This is a genomic window from Fluviispira multicolorata (genome assembly GCF_009208585.1).
Lineage (GTDB): Bacteria > Bdellovibrionota_B > Oligoflexia > Silvanigrellales > Silvanigrellaceae > Silvanigrella > Silvanigrella multicolorata.
In genome coordinates, this window is the sequence record NZ_WFLN01000007.1 from 214,872 (window position 1) to 230,401 (window position 15,530).

The 15,530-nt window shown below is 27.4% G+C and carries 16 protein-coding genes; 10 read left to right on the forward strand and 6 right to left on the reverse strand.

Annotated elements, in window-relative coordinates; all coding sequences use genetic code 11:
• Window positions 1-102 precede the first annotated feature (102 nt).
• The 5 genes from GCL57_RS09950 (at window position 103) to GCL57_RS09970 (ending at window position 4,828) form a co-directional block, all read left to right on the forward strand.
• The gene (locus GCL57_RS09950) at window positions 103-651 is read left to right on the forward strand and encodes a VOC family protein (protein ID WP_152213194.1); all 549 of its coding nucleotides are present in this window, start codon (window positions 103-105) and stop codon (window positions 649-651) included.
• Window positions 652-1,061: 410 nt separating this feature from the next.
• Window positions 1,062-2,627, forward strand: coding sequence for a DUF2079 domain-containing protein (locus tag GCL57_RS09955; protein WP_152213195.1), 1,566 nt, complete (start codon window positions 1,062-1,064; stop codon window positions 2,625-2,627).
• Between the two features lie 279 nt (window positions 2,628-2,906).
• On the forward strand, window positions 2,907-3,128 hold the full coding sequence (locus tag GCL57_RS09960) for a hypothetical protein (RefSeq protein ID WP_152213196.1): 222 nt from the start codon (window positions 2,907-2,909) through the stop codon (window positions 3,126-3,128).
• Between the two features lie 108 nt (window positions 3,129-3,236).
• Window positions 3,237-4,241 (forward strand): ABC transporter substrate-binding protein, encoded by a 1,005-nt coding sequence (locus GCL57_RS09965; protein ID WP_152213197.1) that lies wholly within the window; start codon window positions 3,237-3,239, stop codon window positions 4,239-4,241.
• Window positions 4,242-4,282: 41 nt separating this feature from the next.
• Window positions 4,283-4,828 carry an SRPBCC family protein gene (locus GCL57_RS09970; protein ID WP_152213198.1) on the forward strand — a complete coding sequence of 182 codons (546 nt, stop codon included), beginning with the start codon at window positions 4,283-4,285 and terminating at the stop codon, window positions 4,826-4,828.
• A 52-nt stretch (window positions 4,829-4,880) separates the two neighbouring features.
• Here GCL57_RS09970 and GCL57_RS09975 read toward each other — a convergent pair whose 3' ends face one another.
• A complete protein-coding gene (locus tag GCL57_RS09975) occupies window positions 4,881-5,516 on the reverse strand; it encodes a hypothetical protein (protein ID WP_152213199.1) in 636 nt (211 codons plus the stop codon).
• A 482-nt stretch (window positions 5,517-5,998) separates the two neighbouring features.
• Here GCL57_RS09975 and GCL57_RS09980 point away from each other — a divergent pair, with 482 nt between their 5' ends.
• Window positions 5,999-7,162, forward strand: a complete 1,164-nt coding sequence (locus GCL57_RS09980) for a hypothetical protein (protein WP_152213200.1) — start codon at window positions 5,999-6,001, stop codon at window positions 7,160-7,162.
• Window positions 7,163-7,806: 644 nt separating this feature from the next.
• On the forward strand, window positions 7,807-8,160 hold the full coding sequence (locus tag GCL57_RS09985) for a hypothetical protein (protein ID WP_152213201.1): 354 nt from the start codon (window positions 7,807-7,809) through the stop codon (window positions 8,158-8,160).
• Window positions 8,161-8,221: 61 nt separating this feature from the next.
• On the opposite strand, the gene GCL57_RS09990 is transcribed toward GCL57_RS09985, so the two are convergent.
• The 3 genes from GCL57_RS09990 to GCL57_RS10000 all read right to left on the reverse strand — a co-directional run bounded on the left by GCL57_RS09990 (window position 8,222) and on the right by GCL57_RS10000 (window position 9,653).
• Complete coding sequence (locus tag GCL57_RS09990) at window positions 8,222-8,473, reverse strand: RICIN domain-containing protein (protein ID WP_152213202.1); 252 nt, start codon at window positions 8,471-8,473, stop codon at window positions 8,222-8,224.
• Between the two features lie 257 nt (window positions 8,474-8,730).
• On the reverse strand, window positions 8,731-9,000 hold the full coding sequence (locus GCL57_RS09995; RefSeq protein ID WP_152213203.1) for a SemiSWEET family transporter: 270 nt from the start codon (window positions 8,998-9,000) through the stop codon (window positions 8,731-8,733).
• Window positions 9,001-9,362: 362 nt separating this feature from the next.
• The gene (locus tag GCL57_RS10000) at window positions 9,363-9,653 is read right to left on the reverse strand and encodes a hypothetical protein (RefSeq protein WP_152213204.1); all 291 of its coding nucleotides are present in this window, start codon (window positions 9,651-9,653) and stop codon (window positions 9,363-9,365) included.
• 485 nt (window positions 9,654-10,138) lie between these two features.
• On the opposite strand from GCL57_RS10000, the gene GCL57_RS10005 reads away from it, so the two are divergent.
• Window positions 10,139-10,846: an SIMPL domain-containing protein gene (locus tag GCL57_RS10005; RefSeq protein ID WP_161597695.1), complete on the forward strand. Its 708-nt coding sequence runs from the start codon at window positions 10,139-10,141 to the stop codon at window positions 10,844-10,846.
• Between the two features lie 102 nt (window positions 10,847-10,948).
• Here the strand turns inward: GCL57_RS10005 and GCL57_RS10010 are convergent, their stop codons facing one another.
• Window positions 10,949-11,890, reverse strand: coding sequence for a hypothetical protein (locus GCL57_RS10010; protein ID WP_152213206.1), 942 nt, complete (start codon window positions 11,888-11,890; stop codon window positions 10,949-10,951).
• Between the two features lie 205 nt (window positions 11,891-12,095).
• On the opposite strand from GCL57_RS10010, the gene GCL57_RS10015 reads away from it, so the two are divergent.
• Both GCL57_RS10015 and GCL57_RS10020 read left to right on the forward strand, forming a co-directional pair.
• Window positions 12,096-13,010: a methyltransferase domain-containing protein gene (locus GCL57_RS10015; RefSeq protein ID WP_152213207.1), complete on the forward strand. Its 915-nt coding sequence runs from the start codon at window positions 12,096-12,098 to the stop codon at window positions 13,008-13,010.
• A gap of 316 nt (window positions 13,011-13,326) precedes the next feature.
• Entirely contained in the window at window positions 13,327-13,962 is a 636-nt protein-coding gene (locus GCL57_RS10020) for a glutathione binding-like protein (protein ID WP_152213208.1), read from the forward strand.
• A gap of 108 nt (window positions 13,963-14,070) precedes the next feature.
• Here the strand turns inward: GCL57_RS10020 and GCL57_RS10025 are convergent, their stop codons facing one another.
• Entirely contained in the window at window positions 14,071-15,462 is a 1,392-nt protein-coding gene (locus GCL57_RS10025; protein ID WP_152213209.1) for a hypothetical protein, read from the reverse strand.
• Between the last annotated feature and the right edge of the window lie 68 nt (window positions 15,463-15,530).

Here is a 15,530-nt window from a genome sequence, read left to right on the forward strand (position 1 = left end):
ATTACGATTCAATAATACTGCCATAAAATTGGATTGAATTGCTCTCCTAAATTTGTCATTATTGTGGTTGATAAAATGAAATAAAGCAGAAGGAGTAAATCTATGGATCCACGTCCTCCCCGCACACCTTGGTTATTACCTTATTTGGCTGTTCGTGATGCAAAAAGATCGATTGAATTTTATAAAAAAGCATTTGGATTTAAATCTAAAACGAAACCAGATAAAGATGGACAAATTCATCATGCTGAGATGATATATAAAAATAACGTTTTGTTTATGTTTGCGCCCGAGGGAGCAATGGGGGACAAAGCAAAATCACCCGCATCTAGTAACAATCCACCACCACAAATGTTATATGTATATGTTGATAACGTGGATAAAATTTATCAAACAGCAATTGCAAATGGAGCGCGTGGAACTATGGAGCCTCAAGATACTTATTGGGGTGATAGGATGTGCGCAGTTGTTGATATAGATGGATATGCTTGGGGATTTGGTAAATTGATGAAAAAGAAATCAACAAAGAAAAAATCTGTTAAGAAAAAGGTAAAAAAAGCCTCAAAGTCTAAAGTGACAAAAAAGAAGTCAACAGAGAAACCAGCAAAGAAAAAAACTGCTAAAAAGAAAGCTATAAAGAAAAAGAAAAAATAATTCTGAAAGTAAAATTTAATAAATTTTCTTTTTTATTATTATCAACTTGACATTTTCTTAAAATAAAATATTCATCAATTTAAGTGAAATATTTTTCCGTCAAAAACCTAAGATAACATCTTTTTACAAGACAATAAGTTCATTTTAACTGGTAATGTATAGAGATTTTTTTGAAAATTAATATGCCGCTGATATTTTAACTCTTTTAATTACAAGGAGGACATAGAGGGGAAGATTGAAAATGCCCCTTTTAGAGAACTTTAAGTTCTGGATCCAGGTGAAATAACATATGTAGCAGTGCTTGTTAAAAGGTATTATTTAGAGGAGAATTATATTTTTTTTAAATTATTGAAAGAATTTTAGTCTTGTAAATAGTTTTATCTTTAGTTTTTAATAACAAGGAAAGATCATTGAATTTTACATTTTTATTATATACTTTAATGTTTCTCATAATGCCTCTAGGATTTATATTAGGTGGAGGAAAATTATTTGAGCTCAGAAATTATCATTATATAGTCATATCTTTTAGCATATTAGGTTTTATTTTTTATAAAATAAATATCATTAAAAATTCATTTTTTTCTTTTTCAGAACCTTCAAAATATTGCAAATATTTTTTAATTATAACTTCATTTTTTGCTTTTATATTTGATATTCTATCTCAATACTATGGTTTAAGTATTTCAGGAATTGATTTTAGTATATTTGAAGGTATGTTGCAAAACTCAATTGCCGGTAATTGGGGGTTTGAAGATATAACTAATATATATCACTTTGGTGTCCACCAAAATTGGATTTTACTTTTAATTTTTCCATTCTATTATTTATTGCCTTCTCCTATATTACTTTTAATTATAGGTGCTTTACTAATTTGGCTCCCAGGTATCCTAATTATTTATTTGGTAAAAAAATTAGGGTATAATGATTTTATAGCATATTTATCTTCGATATTTTGGTGGATATCTCCTTTTACAGTTCAAGCTTTGCACGGAAATTTTTATCCAGAATTTTTTTATCCTATATTTATATTCTCAATTATTATATTTTATCTAGAAAAAAAATATTTATTATTATTATTGTTTACTTTTTTATTTTTATGTGTAAAAGAGGAGTCTTTTTTATATATTTTAGGATTTTTAATGGCCATTTTTTTAAAAAATATTTTGTCAAAAACACCGATTAAATTTCCTTATTATATATTGTTTATTATATTACTAATGATATTATTTTTTGTATATCTTAATTTTTTTATTACCAAACCATATTTTTTAAATAAGCAAAATATACATGAAGTTGGATATTTAAATGCATGGTGGGGTAAATGGGGAAATACACCTTTAGAAATAGTGAAAAGTGTATTATTTAACCCTTTAGATGTTTTTATAAATATTTTTAATTCAAGTGGATGGAAAAGACTTTATATACCTTTACTATTTATTCCTTTTTTAAATTTAGAAGTTTTATTTGCCTCAATACCAATTATTTTTTTATATGGTATAGCAAATGGAAATCCTTCAAACTATTCAGGATATTATCCGCTAGTACTGTGGTGTTTAGCTGTTTATGGTTTATTCAATAAAAAGCTTATTCCAAATTGGATAATAATAATTATTCTTTTTATAACACCATTATTGCAACCTTCTTGGCTAGGAGTTGAAAGAATAAAATGGAGGGAATGGAATGATATAATGATCTTTAAAAAACAAATGAATTTTAATAATTTATATTGTGTACATCCTGGATTATGGCCATATTTATCCTCATTAAATTTAAATGTTAAAAATTTTTATGATGCTAAAAATTTAAATTGTAGCCCTGTTTTTTCAACTGCTTCAAATCCATATCCTCAAAATATAATAGAAATGAAAAATTTATATGAAAAAACAAAAAAAATGAATTGCATTAAATACCAATTAGGCTCGATTGTGGAAGTAAAAAATACTAAATTTTGTAAAGATATTATTAATAATATTTAGTTATTTTACTTCTTATTTTTTTTAAAATATTATTCTCATGAGTCTTTTTTCTGATTTAGTAGCTCTAAACTCATTTTTGGTAATTTAGTAAATTAATGTTTTATCGTTATCGGTTATTTTAAGAGCTTTTGCTAATCATCAAAATGATTAATATGAATTTTGAGCTTGCGACTGAGTTTATAAAATCGTATATGATAGCATATGAATAATTATTTTAATCTAAATAAAATGAATTTTAGTTTACTTTATATTTAAAGTTATTGAAGGGAGAAGTTCAAAATGAGAAGATTTTTTTTAATTTTAATGCCTATCTGCTTGTTTATTGGATGCGGGGCTGATGGAAGTACAACTAATAAAAACTCACAAAAAGAAGTAAGTGAATATTCGCAACGAGCACAAGATCAAAATAAATCAGTATTCGAAAGAATGAGATTTGAAAATGGAGATGTAATAACATCCAATAATGGAAGTAGTGAGCAAGAAATATCTCTGGATAGGTAAAAATGATAATTGCTCATTGTCAAAAAAATGTCTAAATTTTGCAAAAGACAAATTGAAGTTATTTTGATATTCTTATATAATCAAAATTATTTTTAATATTGGAATTATATGAGAATAAAATATAAAATAAATATCATTTTATTTCTAATTATCTCCTATTTTTTACAATCAAAATATGTTTATGCAGGAGAAAAAGATATTGTTGTTATGGAAAGTTATAGTAAAAAGCATCAATGGGATTTAGATTACACAAATGCGCTAATAAAAAGACTTGGAAAAAAGTATAAAATTCATTTATTTGAAATGAATACAAAGGCTCTTCCAAAAGCTGAGCATGAGTCTATGGCTAGAAAGGGTTGGGATTTTATTGTAAAGATTAAGCCAACTCTTGTTATTTTAGGTGATGATGCTGCATTGAAATTTATTGGTCCTAAGTTAGAAGAAAGTAAAATAAGAACTGTTTATTTAGGAATTAATAACAATCCAAGAGTTTATTTTGATATAGAACCAAAATATGTTACAGGTGTTCTTGAAAGACCCTTAATTCGAAGATCTGCAGTTTTTATAAAACATATAATTCCAAAGACAAAAAATGTTCTCATTTTGTTTGATAGTGATCGAACGTCCGAAATTGTACATGAAGATTTTTTTGCGAAAAAACCAAATGTAAAACTTTTAGATGTTAACTTTGATATTTTTCTAGTTTCGAGTTTTTCTGATTGGAAGAAAAAAGTACTTAATTCAGCAAGTAAATATGATGCTATTATAGTCGGACTCTTTCATACCTTATATGATGAAAATGATAAAAATGTTGACTCGAATTATGTCATCAAGTGGACATCTGAAAATGCAAAAATACCTTTATTTACATTCTGGGATTTTGCGGTAGGAACGAATAAAGCTATGGGAGGGCTTGTGTTAACAGGAGATGGGCAAGGCAAGGCAGCAGCTGATATAGCAGAGAAATTATTAAATAATAAAAAAATTCTGCCAGGTGCGCTGTTTCCTGTTTATTTACAGGAGGGAGTCTTTATATTCAGCAAAAGTGAGCTTAAAAAAGCTAAAATAAATTTACCTAAAGATATTGAAAAAGAATCCTTATTAATTGAATGATTAATTAGATTAGTAAAATTGTAATTTATGGAGTTAAATAAATGTTCTTTAAAGTACTCTTTTTCGTAATAAGCATTATTGGTTTATTTTTAGGCTATGTTGCGTTACAACCTTCAGAGTTTCATATTTCTAGAGATATAAAAATAAGTGCTCCTGCACACATTCCATTCTCCTATACAAACGATCTCCGTAAATTTACTGAGTGGGATCCTTGGGCGAAAATCGATCCCGCAGCAAAAATGTCATATGAAGGACCTGCATCTGGTAAAGGCGCTATTATGAGTTGGGATGGGAATAAAGAAGTTGGAACAGGAAAAGCAACAATAACTGAATCCCAACCAAATAGTCTCATACATATGAAACTTGAATTGTTTAAGCCATATCCATTTGTAAATGAAGTTGACTTTTCTTTTAAACAAGAAGGAGAGCAAACCCTTGTGACTTGGGCAATGACAGGTCAAGCAAAATTTATGTATAAAGTGCTTTGTGTGTTCATGAATAGAGATAAAATAATTGGTGGTGAGTTTGAAAAGGGTTTGGCACAATTAAAAACTTTAGTTGAGGCAGAGGTTCAAAAAAAGAGGTAATTTTATTTTTTAAATTTTTTGCCCTCTATAATGACGCAATTATTAAAAAATATTAAAATAAACTGTCATAATTTTCTTTTTTGAAGTCATTAAAGGATGTCTTAATAGATTGTTGAACAGCATCTTCAAACTTTACAATAAATAGATTATTTTTATAGCTTCTTTCTGTGACCCATTTCCATGTAAATGTTTTTATATCAAATAAACCAATGTAAGTTGTGAAATTACCATTAGAGTCATAAAAGTCTTTATCAGCCGAAATAGAAGTTAATGATATTGGGTAATGTCCATATTTTGTAGAAATATCATTTAAAAACACTTCAGCCACTGTACCCTTAATTTTAGAAGGTTTTTTTGTCTTCATTGAATTTGATAATATCTCTAATGCTTCTGTTGCATTTTTATTTTCTTTTAAAACAAGATATGGTATTGGGATAATATTTTCTTTTCCAATATTATTTTCCCAAAGAGTGATAAAATGAGCATCAAGTAGAGTGCTATTAAATGTGCTGTTGGTTTGACTCATAATTGGTAAGACCAAAACTTTTGTTTTGCCAATCGATACATTTTTATCTATGCTCAAGGTTGTCTTTTCAGCAATGTCAGAAATTGAAGTGCATGAAGTTATACTAAGTACAAAAGATAATGTAATTAATACTTTATATTTCAAGATATGATTTTTTTTCATTTTGCTTTCCTTATTAAAAAACAAATTCGCATCAAATTACTTTACTGTGATAATATATTATTCAAATTTTTGTCAACACAAGAGCTGATAGATTTGTCTTAAGAGCGAAACTACTATTTTAAATAGACTAAAGAACATATGTAACGAGGACATTACTAAGCCATTTTTATTAATATCAATTTAGTTGTTTCAAATAATTCTTTGTATTATTTTTTTTGATAAGTAAAGAAAAATGCCTAAGTCTTTATTAATAAAGAATATTTTAGTATAATATAAAACTTTAGACTTGAAATCTGAATTGAAGGATAAAAGTGTATTTATAATATATGTTATAAATATTTAATATTATTAAATTAAATATTTATATTTTGTTACGTAAAAATGATGAAAGATATTGACTTTATAAATTATGCACCATAATTAGAGAATTGATTTTAAATACGAATTATTAAAATCAAATTTTAAACCAAAAAGGGTCTTTTATGAAAAAATTATTATATAAAATTATAATATTATTATCTATTTCCTTTCAGTCGGCGTTTTCAAATGTCGGCAAATTCTCCTATGATGATGAATTCAAAGAGAAAATTAGCGATCATAAAATGTATGAAGTTGAGACTCATTTTAAAGGTAAGCCTCTATTTATTGCTGAATTCAATATATGGGCCCCCGCGTCTTTAAGCGGGTTTATGAATTTAGAAGGGTATAAGGGGGGAAGAATTGAGCCAGATTTGAATGCTCGTATATCAAAAATTGTTGATAGAGTTTATAAATTTATGAGTGATCATCCTAACGCTTTTTTTGCCCTACAAGAATGGCGTCCACAAGAAATGGAACAGCTTAAAAATAAATTTGTAAATACACAATTTAAAATATTGAGTGCAAAAAATGAAGGTGAAAGTTTTAATAATGTCATAATTTATAATTCTGATAAATATGTTAATTTATTGAATGATATTGAGTGTCCTAAAGAGCTTGACTATCTCGTTGAATCAGAAAGTTTTATCCCAAAAAAACTTGTTCCTTATTTCGATTCTAAATCATATGAATCCTATGCTCGTTATCAAAAACAAAGTCCTTTGAATAACTTAACTTGGTGGACTCAAGATCGTTCTGAAGATAATAATGGTAAAGTAAAATTAGGCACTCAAAAAGGTCGCTTTATGCAAGTTAAATTTAAGCATAAAAAGACGCAGGAAGAAATAGAAATTGTGAATATTCATTTCAAATATTCATATAAAACGAATACGAATGAAAATCAATTCGAGAAAGTATTACAAGAACTTGTAGTATATAATGATAATAATCCTAATAATAAAATAACTGTTTTTAATGATGAAAGATCTCAAAAAGAGGCAAAAAATAAAGCGGTTCAAGAATTGCTTAATTCTCATAGAAATATAATTCTGCTCGGTGGGTATTATGAAAATCTGGAAAATGATACACATGAACTTTTTTATAATGCAACTACGCACATATTAAGAGATGGAACATTGTCAAGTATAGTAGAAGTTGAGAAAGTAGAAGTTGAGAAAGTAGAAGTTGAGAAAGTAGAAGTTGAGAAAGTAGAAGTTGAGAAAGAAAAAAAAGCTGTGCATAAATTACAAACTAATTATTTGGTAATTACTAAAATTTCTGATTATTAAGATTTTATATCAGCATAATTTATATCAATAAAAAAAGTATACTTTAACTTAAAAAGTATGCTTTTTTTATTGATATAAGTAAAATTCAAAAGACTCTAAGAGCTCTAATTTAAATAAAAAGTAAATGTAAGAAAAAGAATTAAATATAAAAGGTTGACGGTGTATTAAAAAATCATCTATGTAATTAAAAAAATAATTATTTTACGATAGCTCTTTTATTTTCATTAAATATTAAAAGTTCATTATCTGCTGAAAATAAATTGAACTCTTATTCCCTATTTAAGAGCAAAGTTTAAATAACTTTATGTCTATTGAGTAGCAAGGCAATTTTGATGTAAGTTTTGGTAATAAAGGTATTGTTAAAATAAAATTTTCTGAAAAAACGAATAGATTTGATAAAGTATTTATATATAAAGACGGTACTTTAATGGCAGAGATGGGTTTGTGCTGGAGAATTTTACTGCAGCTGGATATTTTACCGAAATTTAAATAGAAATATAATTTGTATTAAATTTTTTAACTTTAAATTATAACACCCCATAATCATAATTTGTAAAAAAATAATAAATATTATAAATAGAGTGAGTCTATTTGAGCATATTTTGATATTAATTTATTTTGCAAATTAGAAAGGGAGATTTCATATGATTAAGATTGAGTTGGTTTTTATAGCTGTTTTAATTTCTTGCATTGCTAATTCATCGACTGCCAAAGCACTTTTCGATACAACATATGTTTATTGCTCAAACCAGGATAACAGAAGAGATTGGAGATGGGCCGTGGATGAAAATAATATCTATGTGGTTGCGTCGGGAAATTGGAAAGTAATTAAGAAAAATTCAGTATATATAGATGGTTTTGGGTTTAATTCGAAAACTTATTTTTTTATGACAACTAAAGATGAATTTATGAGAGTGAGTAAATATTGTAAATCAAATGAAATTGCTCGACCAGCTGATAATTCAAACTCTTCATGGTATGTATTTTATCATATGTAACTAGAGTGTAATGAAGAAGCTATTTTATAAAGTCGTATATAGAATCAAATTAATTCGCGTCCTAAAATGCCCATTTTTGATAATGACTATCGCTAAATGGTAACGTATATACGTCTCCATTATAATTGCTGTCAAGATAATGTCCTGTGGCTTTATTTTGAAGATAATATCTATTAGGAATTCCAGAGTATTGACGATTCCATTTTTGAAAGTCAACTCCATTTTGAGGCAGTGTGTATATATTTCCATTGTAATTACTATCAAGAAATCTACCCGTTTCATAGTTCTGAAATAAAGATAATGCATTTATCATAAATAAAAATTAATATTGTAATTTATTAAACTGAAAATATCTTAATAAGTAATTTTAAATTTCTAAGAAAGATAATAACTTTTAAAAAATAAAATTTTTAAATGGACCGAAATCACACATTAAAAATTACTTTAGAGAAGATAAAATTTATTTTGTCAAAAACAGGGTGCTTAATTATTCAAGATAAAAGTAATTAATTAATTGAGTATTTCATGATATTAAGAAAATGAATGCAGAGAATTTATTTTCTTAATAGTTTAAATTTTAGGATAAATGATGATGCCTAATACAACAAAAAATGCGCCTAATGCTCCAACTATATTTGCAAAAATGAGGGGTTTATTTTTTATATAAACTCCATAGAATAACCAGCTATTTAGTGCAATGATACTGATTGAAAATCCGATTAATGAAACCGAGCCTGAATTTTTTGAACTAAATATTTCATACGCTTGAAAATAAAACATTGAATTGCCAATTGGACCAATACAGCTCATATAATTTTCAAATAATTTATTTCTTACCATGCGATCTCCTTTTTAAGACATTATCTTATTTATTAAAGAAGTGAAGCTGGTAACTGATTTTAAACAGCACTTCATTAAATAAGTTTATAATTCGACATTTTCAAGAGTCATTTTATAATTATAGTATTTTGTAATTATTTAAATAAATCTCTAAAAATTGTTTGATCTGGAGTTTAAAATTTACAGTCAGTTCTTTTCTTCGTAAGAGGTTAAAGAAAGTTAAATAAAGAAGTTGTTTAGCACAGTTAAAAAGATGGGTTGGAAATGGTTATTATTTTTATATAAAAAACAATAACTATTTTAATTTTTGATTTTAAAAATATAAGACTTACGCACTAATGTTAAGTATCACTTAAAGAGTCTTATTCACATGTATTGTCTGGAACGGACCATTCCCCCCACATGTTTACTCCATTGTGATTTCTACAAGCTTTTGGGTGGGCAAAATAGTAACCATTTATGTATGCAGGTTGTGCTGCGCACGCTGTTTCCCAATCATGTCCCCATGGAATGTTCCATAAAATGGCTGCCATTTTTGCTTGCCCTCTTGAGTAACAACCATACTTTGAGAATGATCCCCAGTTAGCTGCATTCGCTACGGTGAACTGCATGAACATTGAAGTAAAAACAATAAACGCCGTTTTTTTTAGCATTTTAAATAAATCCTTTCAATATTAGAGAAGCGCTGCATCGTATCTAGCAAAAAAAAAGTTGAGTGCATATAAGGTAAAAGTCAAAAATTTGGACAGAAATGGGGCATGTTGAATGAGTGAGGAGGCTTAGAATTAAACTATTTCTTGTCATCTTCCTAATTGAATTATTTATAGATACACGTACTTTAAATATAACTCCATATTTGTTTAAAGAAAAGTTATTATTAAGGTTAAATTTTAAAAATAATTAAAGTTGATAAAAAAATAAATATGTATTAATTTATATTAATATGTTCTATTAATAGCAGTTCATTAAGTATCCTCATTTTTAGTTGGATATTCTCAATCACTTTGGCTATTAAAAATTTGACTTTATATATCCTTTTCAATTATTAATTAGCAAATGACATATATTTAAAAAATATGAATTATATGTTTATTTTTCTGCTAAGGATCACTTCTCTATTTTAATTAAAGGAATGCAAATGAGATCAAATGTTTTTTCATCTATAATATTAAGTTTAGGAATTATTTCATCAAGTTTTTTATTGGGAAAGTCATTTGAAAATTATCAAAATTTTGGGAGATATATAAACGTTAAAGGTCTTGATGAAAAAATTGTAAAGTCTAATTTTTCAACATGGAACTTAAGCTTTACATCAGCAAACAATGATTTAAAAAAAATATACTTTGAAATTTCAGCTTCTCAAAAAAAGATCATTCAATTTTTAAAAGCACAAGGATTTGATGAAAAAGAAATTGAAATTCAAACTATATCTGTCACTGATAATAGAGCACAAGCTTATTCAAATATCAATGTAAATACTCCTCGCTATTCAGCTAACTCAGGAATTACATTATCAACTAATAAAGTAGATCTTGTCAGCCTCGTTGCTCAAAAAACAGGGGAGCTGGTTGAATCGGGTGTTGTCATAAATAATAGCTATATTCGCTATGCCTATACAGACTTAAATTCAATCAAACCTGAAATGTTAACACGTGCAACAGCGAATGCCAAAGAAGCTGCAGCTACATTTGCAGAAAATTCAAATAGTTCTGTTGGAAAAATCAGAAAAGCGACTCAAGGTGTATTTACAATAACATCTGTAGATGGATACGACTCCCATGGAGATGAAGGAAGTATTTTAAAAAAAGTACGAGTTGTTACTTCTGTTGAGTTTTTTATAAATTAATTATTAAAGTTAATTAACTAAATAGACATTTATAGTGACTTAACTTTTTATTATACCAATCATGCAAAAAACTATTATTTTAAATTTGAGAACACCGATTATTTAAAATAATTTTTTAAAGAAATTTTTAGCTTGCTGTTCAATACGTTTGGCTTCATCTTTAATGCGGCGGTCATACTCTTGTTTAGCGAGATCATCACTGAGTTTTTTTGCAGTTTCTTTCACTTGTTGTTCAATAAGTTTGGCTTCATCTTTAATGCGGCGGTCATACTCTTGTCTAGCGAGATCATCACTGAGTTTTTTTGCAGTTTCTTTCACTTGTTGTTCAATACGTTCGGCTTCATCTTTTATGCGGCGGTCATACTCATGTCTAGCGAGATCATCACTGAATTCTTTAGCAGCATTCTCAGTCAATTGATATAATTTAGACCAAAGATCAGAGGGGGATTGGGGAGCTGTAGGTGTTACAGTTGCTATTTTGAGCGGTTCAAATGTGAGATTTGCATTTATATTTCTTTTACCTATTCTTTTTGTGGTAGATGTACAAAGCTGTTCATGACATGCTAAAACACGATCATCAGCTTGATTTACAAGATTATAAGTATATTTTTTATCTTTAGTATTTGTTTCAGTGAGTGAAAAAGTACTAAGAGCGGTGGCTCCAGTATAATAGTATGCATTAGATGGGGTGTTTGGTATTTTTGGGCTATATATTAAATACTTATATTCATCAGAGGCGTCAGTAAAACTAATAACAATGTTTTCGTCTACGAATACAGGTGAGTGACACTCTTTGCCAATCTGAATTATCTGTATTTTAGAATATTCTGTATTTGATTTAATTAGATAATTTGCTTTATCTCCCTCATTAAATAAGTGTGTTAAATTATAATCATTCAACTTTATTTTATAGTCTTGGCAATAAAGAACATCATTTCCATTTGTATCTTTAATTGTTACAGATGTTTCTTGTCCATAAGCTGAACTTATTGTATTAATTATAAAAAAATAAAGATAAGATGATGAAATAATTATCCTTTTCATTTTAAAAACCTTTTATAGGAGTGGGAATTCTTAAAAGAATTCGACATTAAAATTATAGAATAATAATTTATAATATTTATGTCAATATATGAATGATTTTTTCTAACTCATCCATTATTTCAGAATATTTATATAATTTTATTTACTTCCTTTATTTAATCCTGTAAAAAGAATGATAATTCAATCTTAAAATAAGGATCGTTATATGGGCTATGAATGCGAATTTAAGAACCTTGATATAGACTTAGAGCTTCAATTACAAAATAAATGGTTAGCTAACTCTATTCCGATTCATTCAGATATCTTGGATATAAAAGAAAAAATGCCTCTTTATCATGATGATAAGTATAGTAATTATTGGAATATTAGAGAAATTTTGCTTACAGAACCTTTAAATTATTTTCGTTTAAAAGAATTTCTTTACATGAGATATGGAGGAGATGAATTAGCAAAAAAAACATTAGAAGACATGAATACACTCGATCCAAGTCAAAGTTATCGGATATTAAATGCAGGTTCTGGATTTGGTTCCGATATGATTGAGCAAGCAAAAATTCTTCCAAATGCAAAATTTTGTGGTATTGAATTTAACAAACGCTACGCTGATTTGTCTGCAAAAATAATTCAGGCATTAGGATTGGAAGACAGAATTAAAATATATAATGCGAATTTAGCCGAACCTAATCATATGAAAGAAATACAAAATAGAGAAGGTATTTTTGATGCAGCTTATTCAAATCTTGTCATATTACATATAGACAATAAGTCTATAGTGTATCATTTAATCTTTGAAATGTTAAAAAAGGGCGGTATATTTCGAAATGAAGACTATATAAAACAAAATAAGACAGATCTTAAATTTGCTGCAGAAAAAATTGGTTGTCAAAACTTAAAAACCCTTGGAGAAATGATTAAAATTGCAGAAAAAGCAGGATTTAATAAATCGCACTATATTGATCTCACTGAAAATTGGAAAGAATTTACTTTGCAGAGGCTTTCTGAGTACTCTAAAATAAACCAAAAAATTAGTAAAAAAAAGGAAGTATTTTTTAAGGATGCAGCAGATTACTTTAGTGAATATTTTGGTTGTGGTGGTGTGTTCAAGCATGTGAAGGAATAGAAATCATATGGAGAATAAAATTTTTGTATTAAGCTTTTTACATTGTAAAGTTTGCAGCAGATTTATCAAAAACTTTCTTGTATGATGTAATAAATGATTGTAACATGAGTCGATTGGTTTTAAGATCTGAAAATTAAGAATGTTAAAGAGAATAATTGAAATAGTACATATTTATTTGATTAGAATTTATAGAATTGAAATATGAGAGTAGAGTAGAATAAAGTAACAATTGAGCTTTATGTTTCGTGGTAGTTCCAATGTTTTTGAAAACAGATTTACAGATATTAACACTTTATTATAAGAAAGTGATACTAAAATGATGAAATTTTATTTTTCAACTGCAACTTGTTCAACTGCTTGCCATATTGCCTTAGAAGAATTGTCTCTGGACTATATTCCGGTGGAAGTAAGCTGGAAAAGAGATCAAAATGTGCTTGAACTTAACAAGCTAAATCCATTGGGAGCTGTTCCTGTTCTAATCTCAGAACAAGGGAAAACTCTGACACAGAATTCAGCTATTCTTGAATACCTTGCAGATCAAAAGCCCTCTGCACAGTTGCTTGCAGAACAGGGAAGTTGGGATCGAAGTGAAACCATGAGTTGGGTTACTTTTGTGGCATCCGACCTACAGAAGGCTTTTTCGCCTTTTTTTCAAATAAAAAATATGACTAAATCTGAATTAGCTCAAAAAGAGATATTAGATTTTTCAACAAAAAAAATTCAAACTTTATTGGATTATATAGAGCAAAATCTTGCTGGTAAAGACTATATTACGGGGCAGCAATTTACGATTGCAGATGCCTACTTATTTACGGTAATAGGTTGGACCAAATGGGTAAATATCAGTACACTCGAGTACAAAAATATCACAAGCTATATGAAGCGTGTTTATGATCGTCCATCCGTGCAGAGCGTTTTAAAAAAAGAAAACATGCTTGATTATCTTCAATAGGAAGCAGGACTATTTATAGTATCTTTTGTGTTAATTTTAAAGACTTTAAACTACTTGTGTTCAATATTAAAAATGAAAATATAAATTTTTTGAGCATAGATTTATTTCTTATCTTAAATAATTATATTCATAAACAGGAAATTGTTTATGATATGATGGATCTAGTATTATAAATTTATCACCTTTTAAAATATTTATAATTTTAATTAATGAATGGTTATCTAATTCTGGATTTAAACTTTTTAAATAAAGTAAATAAGATAGAGCTACAGGAGTTGCATTGGAACTGGAAATTTCTCTATTGTTTAAGGTCAGTGCTCCTATATTAAAAAATGAAAAGGCTATAGTGCCTTTATTGTAATTATATGGACTTTCTTTTTCAACAGAAAAATTTATATAAATATCCGTGCATTTCATGGAGTTTTTATGGATACCTGAAATGAGTTTATCATCTCTAGATCCAAATCTACTTATTGAGTAATTCATATCTCTAACATAGCCAATTCTAAATCTTCTTTCATGCTTCTTACAATCAGCATAATATCCCAAATCATCTTCAATATTTTGACTCTGCGTAAATACATTTGACTGAATAAGAATTGAATCATTATTCTTTAGCAAATTATCAATAAAGTTAATATAGTATGATTTAACAATATATTTTTTTATTTCAGTTGGTAAAGTATTGAAAGTTTTATTGATACTGTCAATTGAAATTCCAGAAGATAGGGATATAAAATTAATTTTATATTTCTTTATATAAAACTTAAAATCATTTGATTGATTCAAAAACAAATTATCAATTCTTCTCTTTATATTATCTTCATTTTTTTCGCTTTTTAAAATATTTTCATATTCATATTCATTAGTGTATGCTAAAATAAACTTTGATTTTGGATTATTATTTGCAATAAAATTAAAAATTGAATTACCATGACCAACACTTTCTGAATTAAATATTAATTCTTGCAGTGATCTATTAAGAATATGAGCAAATAATTTTGAAGATGGGGTTGATAATTCATAAGGAATTTTTTCATAATTACTGTTACTAAAAGTATCTAATAATATATTTTTTGTAATCCGAGGGATATTTATTAATGTATTATCAGGAATAAATTTACCATTATTATTTTCTTTTAAATTTAAAATAACTCTTTGTCGGTATCTAGTATATGCTGCGAGCCTCATTGATGAGTCATCAATGAGTAAAATTCTAAGACCTTCACTTTCTTTATCCAATTTAATATTCTTTACTTCTCCAGCTTCAATTGCAACTAACTCACACATTTTTTGATCCGTATTGTAATCATTTCGACAAGGTGTGTTTAATTGCAAAAGTTGATTTTGTATCAATGAATTCAATTCATTCGACAACTCAGGATTTGGATCCTGCCAATGAGACTCAGGCGGCTGCCAATGAACTAGAAATTGATTGTCAGATTTGTTTCCACATGATGTAATCATTAGAACAAAGAAGAGTATGAGGTAATTTTTCATTATTATTTCTTTTGCTTTTTAATTGAAAATAAATTGAATCGTATAATTCTGTATTTAAGTTATTTTTA